At 73.8% G+C, this 17,528-nt stretch carries 12 protein-coding genes; 9 read left to right on the top strand and 3 right to left on the bottom strand.

What is annotated here, in order from left to right:
• The first annotated feature begins 57 nt into the window (after window positions 1-57).
• Both JOE43_RS13490 and JOE43_RS13485 read left to right on the top strand, forming a co-directional pair.
• Entirely contained in the window at window positions 58-1,683 is a 1,626-nt protein-coding gene (locus tag JOE43_RS13490; protein WP_209518412.1) for a hypothetical protein, read from the top strand.
• Window positions 1,684-1,996: 313 nt separating this feature from the next.
• Entirely contained in the window at window positions 1,997-3,520 is a 1,524-nt protein-coding gene (locus tag JOE43_RS13485) for a hypothetical protein (protein WP_209518410.1), read from the top strand.
• On the opposite strand, the gene JOE43_RS13480 is transcribed toward JOE43_RS13485, so the two are convergent.
• Complete coding sequence (locus tag JOE43_RS13480; protein ID WP_209518408.1) at window positions 3,483-4,466, bottom strand: cation diffusion facilitator family transporter; 984 nt, start codon at window positions 4,464-4,466, stop codon at window positions 3,483-3,485. The two genes, JOE43_RS13485 and JOE43_RS13480, sit on opposite strands and share 38 nt — an antisense overlap.
• Window positions 4,467-4,746: 280 nt before the next feature.
• Between JOE43_RS13480 and ileS the strand changes: the two genes are divergently transcribed.
• From ileS to ndk, 4 genes are all read left to right on the top strand, one after another.
• A complete protein-coding gene (ileS, locus tag JOE43_RS13475; protein ID WP_209518406.1) occupies window positions 4,747-8,028 on the top strand; it encodes an isoleucine--tRNA ligase in 3,282 nt (1,093 codons plus the stop codon).
• A complete protein-coding gene (locus JOE43_RS13470) occupies window positions 8,025-9,434 on the top strand; it encodes a folylpolyglutamate synthase/dihydrofolate synthase family protein (RefSeq protein ID WP_209518404.1) in 1,410 nt (469 codons plus the stop codon). Before ileS ends, JOE43_RS13470 begins: the two co-directional genes overlap by 4 nt.
• Window positions 9,431-9,856, top strand: coding sequence for a DUF4233 domain-containing protein (locus JOE43_RS13465; protein ID WP_209518402.1), 426 nt, complete (start codon window positions 9,431-9,433; stop codon window positions 9,854-9,856). Before JOE43_RS13470 ends, JOE43_RS13465 begins: the two co-directional genes overlap by 4 nt.
• A gap of 61 nt (window positions 9,857-9,917) precedes the next feature.
• The gene (gene ndk / locus JOE43_RS13460) at window positions 9,918-10,334 is read left to right on the top strand and encodes a nucleoside-diphosphate kinase (RefSeq protein WP_209518400.1); all 417 of its coding nucleotides are present in this window, start codon (window positions 9,918-9,920) and stop codon (window positions 10,332-10,334) included.
• A gap of 89 nt (window positions 10,335-10,423) precedes the next feature.
• Here ndk and JOE43_RS13455 read toward each other — a convergent pair whose 3' ends face one another.
• Window positions 10,424-11,347 carry a thioredoxin domain-containing protein gene (locus tag JOE43_RS13455; RefSeq protein ID WP_209518398.1) on the bottom strand — a complete coding sequence of 308 codons (924 nt, stop codon included), beginning with the start codon at window positions 11,345-11,347 and terminating at the stop codon, window positions 10,424-10,426.
• Window positions 11,348-11,472: 125 nt separating this feature from the next.
• Complete coding sequence (locus JOE43_RS13450; RefSeq protein ID WP_307803377.1) at window positions 11,473-12,126, bottom strand: vitamin K epoxide reductase family protein; 654 nt, start codon at window positions 12,124-12,126, stop codon at window positions 11,473-11,475.
• 412 nt (window positions 12,127-12,538) lie between these two features.
• On the opposite strand from JOE43_RS13450, the gene JOE43_RS13445 reads away from it, so the two are divergent.
• The 3 genes from JOE43_RS13445 to JOE43_RS13435 are packed head-to-tail and all read left to right on the top strand — an operon-like array spanning window position 12,539 to window position 17,514.
• Window positions 12,539-15,526 carry an Rne/Rng family ribonuclease gene (locus JOE43_RS13445; protein WP_307803376.1) on the top strand — a complete coding sequence of 996 codons (2,988 nt, stop codon included), beginning with the start codon at window positions 12,539-12,541 and terminating at the stop codon, window positions 15,524-15,526.
• 18 nt (window positions 15,527-15,544) lie between these two features.
• Complete coding sequence (locus JOE43_RS13440) at window positions 15,545-16,438, top strand: hypothetical protein (RefSeq protein WP_209518396.1); 894 nt, start codon at window positions 15,545-15,547, stop codon at window positions 16,436-16,438.
• Window positions 16,435-17,514: a permease gene (locus JOE43_RS13435; protein WP_369814269.1), complete on the top strand. Its 1,080-nt coding sequence runs from the start codon at window positions 16,435-16,437 to the stop codon at window positions 17,512-17,514. The genes JOE43_RS13440 and JOE43_RS13435 overlap by 4 nt, the downstream gene beginning before the upstream one ends.
• Window positions 17,515-17,528: the final 14 nt, after the last annotated feature.

Genomic DNA, 17,528 nt, shown 5'->3' with positions numbered 1-17,528 from the left:
GCCCGGGGGTGGGTCGAGAGCTCCGCGCCAACGCCGGCCCACACGAGAGAGAAGACCATGAAGAAGAACGTGTCGGCCGCCGTGGCGCTGCCGACTGTCGTCGCCATCGCCCTGGGGGGACTCCTGATGGCAGCACCGGCGTCCGCCGCACCGGCGCCCGTCGAGCAGAGCGAGGGAGGCGCGGTGCCGGTCGAGGAGACCGGCCCCGTCGTCAGCCCCGCCCCGACCCCGACCGCCGTGCCGGAGGCCGCACCCGTCGTCGACGAGGCCGCGCCCGTCGATGCCGAGGCTCCCCTCGAGGAGACGGCGCCGGCCGGGTCCGCCGACGCGACGGCCGACGCCGCCGCCGAGACGCCCGCCGCCGAGGCAGCCCCGGTCGCCGCGCCCGTCGCGGACGAGCCCGCCGCCTCCGCCGACGCCGACGCGGCCGTGGCGGCGCTGGAGCCCGCCCCCGCGGCGCCTGCCCTCGACGGAGGGGCGATCGGCCTCTACGAGGTGACCCGCGACCAGGGGGCCACCGAGACCGACGTGCCGCTCACCTTCACGGGCACCGGGCTCGCCGGCGCCGTCGTGAGCCTCGACTTCGCCCGCGCCGACGGCATCACCGGCGTGGTCGACCCGGACGTCACCGTCCCCGTCGGGGCCGACGGCCGCTGGTCGGCCTCCGTCCGCGTCTCGCCGGGCACCTCGACCTACACCGCCACCCAGCACACGGTCGACGCCGACGGTGCCGCCACGAGCGAGGAGTCGGCGCCCTCCGCCGAGCGGCGCATCGTCGTCATCGCGCAGGTCCTCCCGCAGTGGGCCGTCGTCGACATGGAGGGCGACCGCAAGTGGGTCGCCGACACCGTGGCCGAGGGCGGTGCCGAGATCGCCGAGGTGTACATCCAGGGCTGGACCGGGACGATGTACCTCGCCGAGCTCAGCGTCGTCAGCCCCGACCGGTCGACCACCTACGAGGTCGTGCGCCCCGAGGAGTACGCCGACGGCAAGTGGTCGCACGTGTTCGCCCTCGCGCCCGGGCAGTACCGGATCGCTGCGCGGCACATCGACGCCGAGACCCCTGGTCCGTTCCCCCGGTACAACTCCGGTCTGAACTACTCGCCGGTGATCACGGTGGTCCCGTCCAGCTCCGTGGTGACGACCGCGCCGGTCGTGACGTCCCCGGCCGACGGTTCGTCCGTCGTGGTGCCGGCCGGTCGCGACGAGGCGCCCGTCACCCTGCAGGGCACGGCGGAGCCGGGCTACGAGGTCTACGGCTACGCGAGGTCGCGCGACGAGGACGGCGCCTGGGCCTCCTTCGGCGCCGCGGACGGCGGCCGGCTCCTCGCCGGTGCCGACGGCCGCTGGTCGGCCGCCGAGGTGGAGCTGCCCGTCGGCGTCTACGAGGCCACGGTGTACCAGTACGACTCGAGCCTGCAGAACCCCACGACGTCCGAGCCGACGACCCTGACCTTCGAGGTCCGCGCGGCGACGGTCGTGGCCCCCGCCGGCACCGGCACCGACGCCGGCACCCCCGTGCGCCCGGTCGCCGGCGGCTCGCTGGCCTACACGGGCTCGGACGAGACCTCACGGGCTCTCGTCGGCGGTGGCTTGGCGGTCGTCCTCGGGGCCCTCGGCCTCGTCGTGGCTCGTCTGCGTCGTCGTGCCGTCCAGGAGTCCGACGTGACGACCCTGTCGTAGCGAGAGCAGCATCCGGGAGGCGGTGGTCGCCTCCGGGCCGGACGGGCGCGTGCCCGTCCTGCCCGGGCGACCGCCGCCTCCTTCGCCGTGGTGCCCGCGCTCGCCGAGGCCTCCACGAGCTGCTCTCCGCCGCCGTGACGAGGGAGCCTCACTCCAGCGGATGACATCGCGCAACGAAACGGTCACGGGGGGCCCGGGCGACCGGACCGCTGCGTACGGTGGGGCCCAGGTGGCCCTCTCGTGGCCGCCTCGCGGGGCCCGGGGGTGGGTCGAGTGCTCCGTGACGAGGTCGGCCCACGCGAGAGAGAAGACCATGAAGAACACCCTGTCGGCCGCCGTGGCGTTGCCGACCGTCATCGCCATCGCCCTGGGGGGACTCCTGATGGCCGCACCGGCCGCGTCGGCCGCGCCGGCTCCGGTCGAGCAGAGCGAGGGAGGCGCGGTGCCGGTCGAGGAGACCGCTCCGGTCACCAGCCCGACCCCGACCCCGGCCCCCGAGCCGGAGCCCGCCGCCGACCAGCCGGAGGCCGTGGTCGACGAGGCCGAGGCCCCGGCGGCACCGGAGGACGCCGCGGCACCGGCACCGGCTGTCGACGAGACGTCGGCTGACGCGGTCGAGGCCCAGGCCGCGTTCGAGGTCGCGAGCCCGGTGGAGGGGCAGGTGCTGTCGTCGGCCGGCGTCCGTGTCGTGGGCACGGCCCCGGCCGGGAGCCAGGTGGAGATCTCCAGCACCGGCGACACGGGCGTGGTCGTGCCGGTCGTCGACGGGGCCTTCGACGAGCCCGTCTCGCTGCCCGCGCAGGCGACGGCCGCGTCGAACGTCATCACCGTCCGGGTCGTCGGTGCCGACGGTGCCGACCTGGGCACCGTCCAGCGCACCGTGGTCGTGGCCGGGCTGCCGACCAGCGCCGCCCCCGTCATCTCGACCCCCGTCGACGGCAGCGCCGTCGAGGGCGTCCCCTTCGAGTCGGGCGACTTAGAGACGGGCGTCCTCGACCTCGCGGGCACGGGCACGCCCGGGGCCTCCGTCGAGGTCGGCCTCGACGCCGTCGACCCGGTCGTGGCGTGGGGCTACGGCTACGACCCGGTCGTGGTCGGCGCCGACGGCACCTGGGCCGACTGGGTGTTCATGCCCTACGGCACCTGGCGCATCTCCGTCAGCCAGTCCGCGCAGGACGCCGACGGCTTCGCCACGGCGCTCTCGTCGCGGGCGGTGTCGGTCGTCGTCGACGTCCTCCGCCCCCGGGCCGCTGCCGCGGCTGCTCCCGTCGTCACGTCGCCCGGCCAGGGCAGCACGGTCGTCGGTCGTCCCGACCGCAGCCAGGGCGCGGGCGCGTCCTCTCTCGAGTTCACGATCACCGGCACCGGCACGCCCGGCAGCGCCATCGCGATCTACGGGTACTTCGAGGAGGGGCGGGCGCCCATCGACCGCTACGCCGCCGCCGCGCGCGGGGAGGGCGACGGCGAGGGCGACTTCGAGCCGCTCGTCGCCGGCACCGACCCCGTCGTCGTCGCCGCGGACGGGACGTGGTCGTTCACGCAGACCCTGGCCAGGCCGGGGACGTACTCCTTCGCGGCGTTCGCCCTGACGGGCGACCGGTACTTCCCGACGATGTCGGCGCCCAGCGAGGTGGTGACCTTCACCCTCGCCGCACCGGCGGCGGGCACGGCCACCGCGACCACCGCCTCCCTCGCCTTCACCGGCGACGACGGCGTGGGCTCCGCGCTCGCCGGCGGCGTCCTCGCGATCGGCCTCGGCGCGGCCGCGCTCACGGTCGTCCGGCGTCGCGCTCGGCGGGTCAGCGACGCGGCTGCAGGCTCGGCTCGTCGGGCGTAGCCAGCGTCAGCACCGCCTCCTCCACCGCGTCGTGCTGCTCGAGCTCGCGCTCGACGCGGCGGAGGGCGACGGCGACGTGCTCCTCGGTGTCGTCGCCGCGCATGTCGACGGCGGCGACGAGGTAGAGCCGACCCGGCCCGACGAACTCCGTGTGCAGGTAGGTCACGCGGTCGATCTCGGGCCGGGCCAGCAGCCGGGCGAGCACCGTCGACTCCAGCTCGTCGCTCGGGCTCTCGCCCACCAGGAAGCGCCGGTTGCGGTCGACGAGCACGAGGGCCACGACGCCGAGCAGCACGCCGACGAGGACGGAGCCGACGGCGTCGTAGACGGCCGAGCCGGTCAGCTGGTGCAGCAGGATGCCGAGGAAGGCGATGACGAGGCCGACCAGGGCCGCGGCGTCCTCCGCGAAGACCGCGCGCAGGGTCGAGTTCGAGCTGCGCAGCACGAAGCGCAGGGTCGGCAGCTGCCGCTCGCGGGCGCTGCCCCTGGCCTGGCGGAGGGCCTGGGTGAACGAGACGCCCTCGAGCACGAACGCGACCGCCAGCACGACGTAGTTGACGAGGTAGTCCTCGGCCTCCTCCGCCGCGCCGAGCTGCGAGATGCCGTGCTGGATCGAGACCACCGCGCCGACGGTGAAGAGGCCGAACGCGGCGAACATCGACCAGACGTAGGTCTCCTTGCCGTAGCCGAGGGGGTGGTCGGCGTCCCGCTGCTTCACGCCGCGCTTGTCGGCGACGAAGAGGAAGACCTCGTTGCCCGTGTCGGCCCAGGAGTGCGCCGACTCCGCCACCATCGAGGCCGACCCGGTCAGGAACGCCGCGACCGTCTTCGCGACGGCCACGAGCAGGTTCGCGAGGAACGCGACGACCACCGTGAGCGAGCTCTCCGGCTTCGGGGCGGCGCCGGCGCCCGGCGACGGGTCGGTGGTCGGGGATGCTGTCGTCATGGTCTCGATGATGCACGCCCTGCACCGATCGCGCCGCGCCTCCTCGACGCGTACCATGTGACGTGCATCGATCCGGCCATCACCGGGGAGCACTCGGAAGAACGCGGAGACCTGCCCCTCGGGGCCGGCAGCCGCCGGTAGAACCGAGCGGGGCAGGCCCGTCACAGCCGCAGAGCGAGTGGTCGGCCCGTGAGGGCCGGCAAGCGGGGTGGTACCGCGACCTCCGAGGCCCCTCGGCGGTCGTCCCCGTGGACGGACATCCGCACCACCTGGAGTTCCCATGGCCTACCAGCCGGTACCCGCGTCACCCCGGTTCCCCGACGTCGAGCAGGGCGTCCTCGCCTTCTGGGCGGGCGACGACACCTTCCGCGAGTCGATCCGTGCCCGGGAGGGCCGCGACGAGTGGGTCTTCTACGACGGCCCGCCGTTCGCCAACGGCCTCCCGCACTACGGCCACCTGCTGACGGGCTACGCGAAGGACGTCTTCCCGCGGTACCAGACGATGCGCGGCAAGCAGGTGCACCGCCGCTTCGGCTGGGACACCCACGGGCTGCCGGCCGAGCTCGAGGCGATGCGCCAGCTCGGCATCACCGAGAAGCACCAGATCGACGAGATGGGCATCGGCGAGTTCAACGCCGCGGCCCGGGGCTCGGTGCTGCGCTACACCGACGAGTGGCAGCAGTACGTCACCCGTCAGGCGCGCTGGGTCGACTTCGAGGACGACTACAAGACCCTCGACGTCAGCTACATGGAGAGCGTGCTCTGGGCCTTCAAGCAGCTGCACGAGAAGTCGCTCGCCTACGAGGGCTTCCGGGTGCTGCCCTACTGCTGGCACGACCAGACCCCCCTGTCGAACCACGAGCTGCGCATGGACGACGACGTCTACAAGATGCGCCAGGACCAGACCGTGACGGTCGCCTTCCCGCTCGTCGGCGCCAAGGCCGAGTCGCTCGGCCTCACCGGCGTCGAGGCCCTCGCCTGGACGACCACGCCGTGGACCCTCCCGACGAACATGGCGCTCGCCGTCGGGCCGGCCATCGACTACGTCACCGTGCCCCACGCCCTGCTGCCGGGCGAGCGCACCGGCGACCAGGAGCTGCTGACCGGCAGCGTCTTCCTCCTCGCCGCCGACACCCTCGCCGCCTACGCCCGCGACCTCGGCTACGAGTCCGCCGAGGCGGCGGAGGCCGCCGTCACGGCGCACTTCGCCGGCGCCGAGCTCGCCGACGTCGAGTACGACCGCATCTGGGACGTCTACGCCGACACCGAGACGTGGGGCACCGAGAACGCCTGGCGCCTCCTCGTCGCCGACTACGTCGCCACCGGCGAGGGCACCGGCATCGTGCACCAGGCCCCCGCCTACGGCGAGGACGACCAGCTGGTCTGCGCCGCCGCGGGAATCCCCGTCATCGTCTCGGTCGACGAGGCCGGGCGCTTCCTGCCGATGTTCGACGAGCTGGGCGTCGCAGGCCTCCAGGTGTTCGAGGCCAACAAGACGCTCGTGCAGCGCCTCCGCGCCGACGGGCGCCTGGTGCGCCTGGCGAGCTACGAGCACAGCTACCCGCACTGCTGGCGCTGCCGCAACCCGCTCATCTACAAGGCCGTCTCGAGCTGGTTCGTCCGCGTCACGGAGTTCCGCGACCGCATGGGCGAGCTGAACCAGGAGATCACCTGGGTGCCCGAGAACGTCAAGGAGGGGCAGTTCGGCAAGTGGGTCGCCGGGGCCCGCGACTGGTCGATCTCGCGCAACCGCTACTGGGGCTCGCCCATCCCCGTGTGGCGCAGCGACGACCCCGCGTACCCGCGCACCGACGTCTACGGCTCGCTCGCCGAGCTCGAGGCCGACTTCGGGCGGCTGCCGCTCAACGAGCAGGGCGAGCCCGACCTGCACCGCCCCTACATCGACGACCTCACGCGGCCGAACCCCGACGACCCGACCGGCCAGAGCACGATGCGCCGCATCGAGGACGTCTTCGACGTCTGGTTCGACTCGGGCTCGATGCCCTTCGCCCAGGTGCACTTCCCGTTCGAGAACCGCGACTGGTTCGAGACGCACGCGCCCGCCGACTTCATCGTCGAGTACATCGGGCAGACGCGCGGCTGGTTCTACGTCATGCACGCGCTCTCGACGGCGCTGTTCGACCGCCCGGCGTTCTCGAACGTCATCAGCCACGGCATCGTGCTCGGCTCCGACGGCCAGAAGATGTCGAAGAGCCTCCGCAACTACCCCGACGTGAGCGAGGTCTTCGACCGCGACGGGGCCGACGCCATGCGCTGGTTCCTGATGTCGAGCTCGGTCATCCGCGGCGGCAACCTCGTCGTGACCGAGGAGGGCATCCGCGAGGGCGTCCGGCAGTTCCTGCTGCCGCTCTGGAGCACGTACTACTTCTTCACCCTCTACGCGAACGCGGCCGAGGCCGACGGGTCGGGAGGCGCGGGCCGGCACGTCGCGGACGGCTACGTCGCGCAGTGGCGCACCGACTCGACCGACGTGCTCGACCGCTACCTGCTCGCGAAGACCCGCCGCCTCGTCACGGAGGTCGAGGGCCACCTCGACGCGCTCGACTCGCCCCTGGCCGCCGCGGCCCTCCGCGACTTCGCCGACGTGCTGACGAACTGGTACGTGCGCCGGTCGCGCGACCGCTTCTGGGCCGGCACCGACCACGACGCGTTCGACACCCTCTACACGGTGCTCGAGACGCTCACCCGCGTCGCGGCGCCCCTCGCCCCGCTCGTCACGGAGGAGATCTGGAAGGGCCTCACCGGTGGCCGCAGCGTGCACCTCGCCGACTGGCCCGACGCCTCCGCCTTCCCGGCCGACGACGCGCTCGTCGACGCGATGGACGCGGTGCGCGCCATCGCGTCGTCCGGCCTCGCGCTGCGCAAGGCGACCGGCCTGCGCGTCCGCCTGCCGCTCGCCCGCCTCACGGTGGTCGCGCCCGACACCGCGGGCCTCGAGCCGTTCCGCGCCATCCTCCGCGACGAGCTCAACGTCAAGGACGTCGTCCTCACCGCGCTCACGGAGGAGAGCCTCGGCGAGTGGGGCGTCACCCGCAAGCTGACGGTCAACGCCCGCGCGGCCGGCCCCCGCATCGGCAAGCAGGTGCAGCAGGTCATCCCCGCCGCGAAGAAGGGCGACTGGGAGGCGCGGGGCGAGACGGTCGTGGTGGGCGGCTTCGAGCTGCTGCCCGGCGAGTTCACCCTCGAGCTCGCCGTCGCCGACCCGACGGCGGCGATCGCGTTCGTCGGCGACGGCGGCTTCGTGCTGCTCGACACCGCGACCACGCCCGAGCTCGAGGCCGAGGGCCTCGCGCGCGACGTCGTGCGGGCCGTGCAGCAGGCTCGCAAGGCGGCCGGCCTCGACGTCGGCGACCGGGTCGTCACGACCCTCGTCGTCGAGCCCGGCTCGGCCGCCGCGATCGAGGTGCACCGCGACCTGATCGCCGGCGAGACCCTGACGACCGAGCTGGTCGTCGACGTGCAGGACGACGTCGCCGCGCGCGACGAGAGGGTCGCCGTCGGTTCCGGCGCGGCCGTGACGGTGGAGGTCCGACGAGCATGAGCCCGAAGAAGAAGAAGAGCGACGCCGAGGGCGAGGGCGCGGCCGACCGCGGCGAGTTCGCCGAGGGCGCCCGCCGCGTCTACGACGAGCTGCTCGCGCGCGTCGGCGAGCAGGCCCCGCAGCCGCGGCTGGGGGCGACGCGCCGCGCCGCCGAGCTGCTCGGCGACCCGCAGCGCGCCTACCCCGTGATCCACGTCACCGGCACGAACGGCAAGACGTCGACGAGCCGCATGATCGAGAGCGTGCTGCGCTCGTACGGCCTGCGCACCGGCCTGATGACGAGCCCCCACCTGACGCGAGTCAACGAGCGGATCGTCGTCGACGGCGAGCCGATCAGCGACGAGCTGCTCGTGGCCAACTGGGACGACATCCAGCCCTACCTGCAGATGACCGACGGCGAGCTCACGGCGGCGGGGGAGCAGCCCCTGACGTTCTTCGAGGCGCTCACCGTGCTGGCCTTCGCCTGCTTCGCCGACGCCCCCGCCGACGTCGTCGTGCTCGAGGTCGGCATGGGCGGCGAGTGGGACAGCACGAACGTCGCCGACGGCCAGGTGGCCGTCTTCACGCCGATCGCCCTCGACCACACCCAGCGCCTCGGCTCGACGGTCGACGCGATCGCCCGCACGAAGGCCGGCATCGTCAAGCCGTCGGCCTCGGTCGTCAGCGCCTCCCAGCAGCCGGAGGCGCTGGCCGAGCTGCAGAGGGCGGCCGACCTCACCGAGTCCACGCTCGCGGTCGAGGGCACCGCGTTCGGCGTCGAGTCGACCACGGTCGCGGTCGGCGGCCAGCTGATCACCGTCCGCGGCCTCGCCGGCCGCTACGACGACCTGCTGCTGCCGCTCTTCGGCGACCACCAGGCGCAGAACGCGGCGGTCGCGATCGCGGCCGTCGAGTCGTTCCTCGGCAGCGGCTCCCAGGCGCTCGACCACGACGTGCTGGCCGAGGGGCTGGCCGCGGTGACGTCGCCCGGGCGCCTCCAGATCGTGGCGAACGAGCCGACCATCCTCGTCGACGCGGCCCACAACCCCCACGGGGCACGGGCGCTCGCGAAGGCGCTCGACGACTACTTCCAGTTCGGCCGCGTGGTGGCCGTGCTCGGGGTGCTCGCCGACAAGGACGCCGCGGGCATCGTCCGGGCGCTCTCCGGCACGGTGCAGCAGTTCGTCGTGACGAGCAGCGACTCCGAGCGCGCCGTCGACGCCGACGACCTCGCCGCGATCGCGGTGGGCGTCGTCGGCGCCGACCGGGTCGTGGTCGAGACGGACCTCGTCGCCGCGCTCCGCACCGCCCGCGACCTCGCGGAGGAGACCGAGGGCGACGAGCCCGGCGGCGTCGTCGTCACGGGGTCGATCACGCTGGTCGGCGACGTGCTCGCGCTGGCGCAGGCTCCGGGAGGTCTCTCGTGACCGCGGCGCCGCCTCCCGAGGGCCCCCCGGCGGGCACCCGCCCGGGCGGTCGACGCCCCGGGCGCCGACGGGGCGCGGCCGAGAGCCTGCTCTCGATCGTGCTCGTGCTCGAGGCGCTCTCGCTGTTCTTCGTGATGCTCGTCGTGAACGGTCGCGACCTGCTGCCGCCCGCCGCGGCCTTCGGCGGAGGGTTCGCCGCCATCGTCGTCGTCATGCTCATCTCCCGCACGACGCGCTGGCCCTGGGGCATCGCCCTCGGCTGGGTCGTGCAGGCGGGCCTGGTGGCCTGCGGTCTGCTCGACCCCGTCATGTACGTCGTCGCGGCGCTGTTCGTCGCGATCTGGACCTACTGCCTCATCAAGGGCACCCAGCTCGACCGCCTCAACGCCGCCCGCTACGGTGGGCCCGGCGACGCGGCGTGAGCCGGCCCGGCCGACGCGACCACACCGACCCTCCCGTCACCCCACCAGAAGGAGCACCACAGTGACCGACCTCCAAGAGACCCTCGTCCTCGTCAAGCCCGACGGCGTCGCCCGCGGCCTCACCGGCGAGATCCTGCGCCGCATCGAGGCCAAGGGCTACGAGCTCGTCGACCTGCGCATGCTGCAGGCCGACCGCGACCTCCTGTCGAAGCACTACGAGGAGCACGTGGGCAAGCCGTTCTACGAGCCCCTCGTCGAGTTCATGGAGAGCGGCCCGACCGTCGCCCTCCGCGTCGCCGGCAACGGCGTCGTCGCGGGCTTCCGCTCGCTGGCCGGCACCACCGACCCGACGACCGCCGCCCCCGGCACCATCCGCGGCGACCTCGGCCGCGACTGGGGCCTGAAGGTGCAGCAGAACCTCGTCCACGGCAGCGACAGCCCCGAGTCCGCCGCGCGGGAGCTCGCTCTCTGGTTCTGAACCGTTCGGCCAGCCGCCGCCTCTGCGGCTGACTGGCCGGGGGCACCCCGGGGTCGTGACCTGGCCCCGGGGTGCGCTCAGCGTCGGCCCTAGGGGGCGGGGGTGGCCGACGACTCGGGGGCTGTGCCGGTGCTCGTGTCGGAGGTGGGGGCGCCGCCCGCGACCTCCGCGACGAACTGGGCGAAGACCGTCGGGTCCGTCAGCGAGCCCTGGTACTGCTGGCCGTTGACCAGCACCGTCGGGGTTCCCGTGACCTTCTCGAGGTCGCTGTTCGGCAGCGGGTCGTTCAGGGCCCGCTCCGTGGCCGAGGCCACCCAGTCGTCGAACTCGCCCCCCGTGACGCACCCGGGGATCTGCTCGTCGTCGGCGCCCGCGCCCTGCACCAGGCTGACCAGCTCGTCGTTCGTCAGCCCGCTGGTGTTCTCCTCCGGCTGCTGGGCGAACAGGGCCGTGTTGACGTCGAGCGCCGCGTCGGGCTGGTAGTTCGCGACGCACGCCAGCGCGTTCGCCGAGCGGGTCGAGTACTTCGTGCCGAGCGAGGCGCTGTCGAGGAAACCCAGGGGGTGGATCTCGAGGTCGACGGAGCCCTGGCTGACCCACGTCTGCAGCTGCTCCGCGTTGGCCGTGTCGAACTGGCCGCAGTACGGGCACATGTAGTCGAGGTAGACGACGATGCTCGGCTTCTCGGCCGTGCCGGCCGCCGAGGCCGTCGGCTCGCCGTCGGCGGGCACCGCGTCGGTCGTCGTCGCCGAGACCGTGGTGCCGTCGCCCGAGAGCACGACGCCGTCGCTCGCCATGTTCAGCGGGCCGGGGCCGCCCGGGGCCATCGACCGGGTGACGACGAGCACGACGACCGCGGCGACGGCCAGGACTCCGAGCACGAGGCCGCCCTGCAGCGCCCACTTCTTGCGACGACGACGCTTGGCGGCGGCCTCGCGGGCGACGCGGGCCTTCTCGCGGGCGGCCTCTCGGCGCTCTCGCTTGGTGTCTCCGGGCACGGCTGGTGGTGTCATCGGTCCTCGCTGGGTCGGGGGCGCCGACGGGCGCTCCCGGCCAGCGTCGCGTCGCCGGCCAAGAAGAACCTGGGACCGGGACGCCGCGGGGGAGGCGCGGTGTAGGTGGCGGAGGCGCGCCGCGGTCAGCCGAGGAGCGTCGGCAGCAGCAGCGGGAACTGCACCACGATGACGGTGGCGACGACGATGTAGTTGAGGACGGGCAGCACCCACGAGTACGGCAGGAAGGCCGCCGCGGCCCGCTGCAGGCGGCCGGGCCGCACGAGGACGCCGCGCGCCGTGCCCCAGGTCAGGAAGACCCAGAAGAGCGGGATGGTGACCGACCACACGAGCATGCACCAGGGGCAGAGGGCGCCGATGACGAAGACCGTCTGGGTGAAGAGCCATGTGATGAAGACCCAGGCCAGCGACACGCCCGAGGCGAACGCGATCCAGAACCACCGGGCGAAGCGGGCGCCGGCGAGGAGCCCGAGGCCCACGGCGACCGGGGCCGCGAAGCCGACCAGGCCGATGATCGGGTTCGGGAACCCGAAGAGCGACGCCTGCCAGCTGTTGATGACGGGGGAGCAGCCGACGAACGGGTTGACGTCGCAGCCGAGCGACTCCGTCGGGTTCTCGAGCAGGCGGAACTTGTCGACGGTGAGGGCGAACGACCCCAGCAGGCCCACGAGCCCGACCACGATCAGCAGCACGGCGGCGACCACCGGGGTGCGGCCGCGGGGCAGGCCCGCGGAGGGGCCGGCGGGCGTCGTGCTCGGGGCGGTGTCGGTGAGCGTCACCCCTCGATCATCGCACCCGTCGGATCGTGGTCGGCTGCGATGCGTGCGATAATCGACCCAGTCGAGGGGTGAGAGCCCCGAGATCATGACTTTCCGGGCCGTGCTGGCCCGCGTGGCACCGGCCCCGAGGGGCGTCGCGCGGGTGCAGGTGAAGCCGGGCACGGGGCGCAGGCGCTCCAGGTCGGATGGCCAGTTCCGACAGCAACGAAGAACCGCACGTCGACGAACGACACGGTGGTGACGACGACCGCAGAGACGGTCCGGCGCACCGCGTGACCGAACGCCGCGTGACCGACATGGCGTGCCGTGAGAGGGCACGGTGGTCCGGGGGCAGGTGCACGGCACCGCCCGGCCACGACACGAGACCACCTGCCGACGGCACGTCCTCGGCAGGGCGAGGAGCACACCAGCAGTGCTGGACAACAACGACGACACGACCGACGGTCGACCGAAGAAGAAGCGGGGCCTGTTCGGGGCCCTGCTCGCCCGCCAGGCGGCACCGCTCGCGGCGCGCACCACCGGGGCCCAGCGCCCCTCTTCTCCGACCGACCCCATCGACGACGCCCAGGAGGCACAGACCGTGACCCACGACACCGACTCCGCGGGCCAGGCCCCGAGCACCCCCGCCGACGAGACCGCCACCCCGGCCCAGGCCGCGCCCGAGGCCGGTCAGGCCCCCGCGACCGCCGGCGCCCCCGCGGTCGACGTCGAGGCCGTGCAGGCCGACCTCGCCGACGGCGAGCCCGCCGCCGAGGCGACCGCCACCGCCACCGGCTCCGAGCAGGCCGCCGACCCGTCCGCGTCGCCCATCCCGGCGCACCTGACGACGACGAGCCTGATCTTCCACGCCCCGGTCATCACGCCGCTCCCGGCCCGCCCCGGCCGTCGCCGTGACGACCGCGACGACCACCGCGACCAGCGCGACGACCTCGACGAGCGCGACGACGAGGGCTACGACGACGGCGGCTGGGACGACGAGCCCCAGCGCCCCGCCTCGCGCCGCCGCTCGCGCGGTCGCTCCCAGGACCGCGAGGAGCGCGACTCCGAGGCCCGCCAGGGCGACCGCGGCCCGCGCGAGCGCCCGCAGCGCCCGGTCGAGCTGATCACCGAGCCGCAGCGCATCAAGGGCTCGACCCGTCTCGAGGCCAAGAAGCAGCGCCGCCGCGACGGCCGTGACGCCGGCCGCCGCCGCACCGTCATCACCGAGGCCGAGTTCCTCGCGCGCCGCGAGAGCGTCGACCGCAAGATGGTCGTCCGCTCGTCGGGCGACCGCATCGAGATCGGCGTCATGGAGGACGGCACGCTCGCCGAGCACTACGTCGCCAAGGCGCAGAACGTCTCGTTGATCGGCAACGTCTACCTCGGCCGCGTGCAGAACGTGCTGCCGAGCATGGAGGCCGCCTTCGTCGACATCGGGCGCGGCCGCAACGCCGTGCTCTACTCCGGCGAGGTCGACTGGGACAGCCTGTCGAACGGCAACCAGCCCCGTCGCATCGAGCTGGCCCTCAAGCCCGGCGACCGCGTCCTCGTGCAGGTCACGAAAGACCCCGTGGGCCACAAGGGCGCCCGCCTGACGAGCCAGATCTCGCTGCCCGGCCGCTACCTCGTCTACGTGCCCAACGGCTCGATGAACGGCATCAGCCGCAAGCTGCCCGACACCGAGCGCGCCCGCCTGAAGAAGATCCTGAAGGAGGCGCTGCCCGAGAACGCGGGAGTCATCGTCCGCACCGCGGCCGAGGGCGCGACGGAGGAGCAGCTGACCCTCGACATCAAGCGCCTGACGAACCAGTGGGCCGACATCAGCGCCAAGGTCGAGACGGGCGCCGCCCCGGCCCAGCTGCACTCCGAGCCCGACCTGCTGATCAAGATCGTGCGCGACGTCTTCAACGAGGACTTCCACGAGATGGTCGTCGACGGCGAGGACGCCTACGAGACCCTGCAGTCGTACCTCTCGGCCGTCGCCCCCGACCTCATCGACCGCATCGTGCGCTACGAGGGCGAGCGCGACGCGTTCGACGAGTACCGCCTCAACGAGCAGATCGAGAAGGCCCTCGACCGCAAGGTCTGGCTGCCCTCCGGCGGCTCGCTCGTCATCGACCGCACCGAGGCCATGACGGTCGTCGACGTCAACACGGGCAAGTTCGTCGGCTCCGGCGGCAACCTCGAGGAGACCGTGACGAAGAACAACCTCGAGGCCGCGGAGGAGATCGTCCGTCAGCTGCGCCTCCGCGACATCGGCGGCATCATCGTCGTCGACTTCATCGACATGGTGCTCGAGTCGAACCGCGACCTCGTGCTGCGTCGCCTCGTCGAGTGCCTCAGCCGCGACCGCACGAAGCACCAGGTCGCCGAGGTCACCTCGCTCGGCCTCGTGCAGATGACCCGCAAGAAGCTGGGCCTCGGCCTCGCCGAGTCCTTCGCCGAGGCCGGCAGCGCCGCCCGCGTGCAGGAGCAGCAGCCGCGTCGTGGGCAGGGCGCCCAGGGCCAGGAGCAGCGTCGCCGCGGCGGCGCCGCCGCCAAGTCCGGAGGCGCGGGCCAGTCCGTCGCCGCCGGTGCCGGTCGCGGGGGCCAGCAGCCCGCGTCGGCCGCGCACCCCACCACGGGCACGCACGCCATCACCGAGGACGTCAAGAACGCCCTGTCGCGCATCGCGGCGTCGACGATCGCGCACGCCGAGGACGGCGACCGGAGCACCGACTCCGCGGTCGAGGCCGCCGCCGCCGTCGAGGCGGCCATCGACGCCGCCGCGGCGTCGGTCGGCAGCTCGGCCGACGCGTCGGGCGAGCAGCAGGGCGACGAGCCCCGCCGGGGCCGTGGCGCCCGCAAGAGCCGTCGCTCGCGCGGCGGCCGCGACGCCGACTCGGCCGACGGCGCGTCGACCGACGGCACCTCGTCCGAGACCGGCCAGGGCCGCGCCGAGGGCGACGGGGCAGACGCGCCGGCGGCGGAGGCCGCGGTCGTGACCGTTCCGACGACCGCCCCCGCGGCGTCGGAGGCGGCCGTGGCCGAGCCCGTCCAGGCCCGGACGGCGCCCGCCGTCGAGACCGAGCGTGCGCCCGCCCGGGCGGAGCGCAGCACCGAGTCCCGCCGGTCGCGAGTCACCGTGACGACCCCCGAGGCCAGCGTGGCGATCCTCGACATCCCGATCGCCGCGACCCGTCCCGAGCCCCGCAAGATCAGCCGCGACGACGCCGAGCAGCTGCTCGACTCCGTCCTGGGGGCGCTGCCCGAGCCCAAGCAGCCCGGCCAGGGCCGCAGCCGCTCGCGCCGTGCCTCGAGCTCGGGAACGACCTCCGCGCCGGCCGCCCCGGCCGCCGCGGAGCCGGCCGAGGGCCGCCCCGCCGAGGGCGACGCCGGTCCGTTCATCCTCGGCGTGGGCGTCAGCTCCGACGAACTGTGACTCGTCTAGGGTGACTGCGTGACCTCGACGCAGCCCGGACAGCCGACCCCAGGGTCGACCGTCCGGGCTGCCGTCGTCTCGCTGCGCGGCACCTCGGGGCGCGACCGCCTGGTCGCCGCCGCCACGGCCGTCGGCGTCGTGCTCCTGGCCCGCTTCGCGCTGGGCCTGCTCGCCATGGTCGGGGCCGCCGTCGGGTTCAGCGTCACCGCCTTCCCGAGCGGGTTCGCGGCGACGCCGGTCGGCCAGTTCCTCGGCAGCTTCGTCTTCTACCCGTTCCCGTTCTACGTCGTGGCCTTCGTCGTGCTGCTGGTGGTGCGGCCGCTCGAGACGGCCGCCCCCCTCGCCACCGTGCTGCGCCGGGCCCTCGTGGCCGGCGCCGCGGGCACCCTGGCCCTCGCCGTCGTCGGCGTCGTGCCGGGCGTGCTGCTCTCGCAGAGCGGCGGCACCTGGGCCAACCTCGTCCTCTACGTCACGACGATCCCGCTGGCGGCGGGCGTCGTCGACACGGCCCTGCTCGTGGTGGGCGCCGTCGTGGCGTGGCTCTGGGCGCGTCGCGAGGGCGACGACCCGGCGGGGGCCCAGCCCGAGGCCGACGCCCGCCCGCAGGCGGTCGTCGAGCCCGACGCGTCGACGTCGTCCGACGCCGAGGCCGACGCCGACGCGACCGCTGCGCCGGCGCGGGTCTCCGGACCGTCGCGCGCGCCCCGCTCCGGCCCCGTCGACCACGCGTCCTTCCGGCCGGCCGCCGTCGCGCCCGTCGACGCCGACGCCGCCCCCGCACGGTCCGCCGTCGAGCCCGAGGCGACGAACGCACCCGACGCCGCCCGACGCTCCCGTCGCGCCGCCGACCCCGCGCGCGACGACTGGTCGCGCTTCGCGCCGCCCGCCGACCGCGGCGAGGGCGAGCGGTGAGCGCGCCCCTGCTGCACCGCGACCCGTCGCACGACCACCACGACCACGGCGTCGTCGCGCCCGGTCGGGGCCCCGGGCGAGGCCCGCGCCGCGCCTCCCGCACGCCCCTGCTCGTCGTCGGCGGCGCGGTGGCGCTCCTGCTGCTCGTCGTGCGCCTGGCGTCGCCCGCCCTCGGCCCCGGCCTGCTGCCCGACGTGGCCCAGGACTTCGTCACCCTGACGATCAGCGTCATCGTCGAGTCGATGCCCTTCGTGCTCCTCGGCATCGTGCTGTCGATCATCGTGCAGGTGTGGCTGCCGCAGGCCTTCTTCACGTCGTGGCTGCCGCGCCAGCCGCTGCTGCGCCGCGCGGTCATCTCCTTCCTCGGCATGTTCCTGCCGGTCTGCGAGTGCGGCAACGTGCCGCTGGCCCGCGGCCTGGTGCTCAAGGGCTTCACGGTCTCCGAGTCGATGACGTTCCTCCTCGCCGCGCCGATCCTCAACCCGATCACGATCATCACGACGCACCAGGCGTTCGGCTGGAGCGACGGGATCCTGGTCGCGCGCCTCCTCGGCGGGTTCCTGATCGCGAACCTGATCGGCTGGCTCTACAGCCGCCACCCCGACCCCGAGAGCCTGCTGACGAAGTCGTTCGCCGCGGAGTGCGCGCTGCCGACCGACCACGCCCACGGCGGCGGGCGCGTCCGCGAGAGTGTCGAGCTGTTCCGCCGCGAGATGTCGACCATGATGCCCGCGCTGTTCATCGGCGCCGCGATCGCCGGCGGCATCCAGACGGCCGTGCCGCGCTCGGTGCTCGTGACGCTCGGCAGCAACCCGGTCTGGTCGGTGCTCGCGATGATGGTGCTCGCGTTCGTCATCTCGCTCTGCTCGAACGTCGACGCGTTCTTCGTGCTGCCGTTCGCGACGACCTTCATGCCCGGCGGCATCGCCGCCTTCCTCGTCTTCGGGCCGATCATCGACGTCAAGATGCTCGCCCTGCTGCGCACGACGTACCGGCCGAAGGTGCTCGCGCAGCTGACCCTCGTGGTGGCGCTGACCAGCGCCGCGATCGGACTGGTGGTGAACTTCTTTGCTTAGCACGCTCGCAGACC

This window comes from Frigoribacterium sp. PvP121 (assembly GCF_017833115.1).
Lineage (GTDB): Bacteria > Actinomycetota > Actinomycetes > Actinomycetales > Microbacteriaceae > Frigoribacterium > Frigoribacterium endophyticum.
The sequence above is the reverse complement of the archived record's forward strand: the minus strand, read 5'-3'. Positions and strand labels throughout refer to the sequence as shown.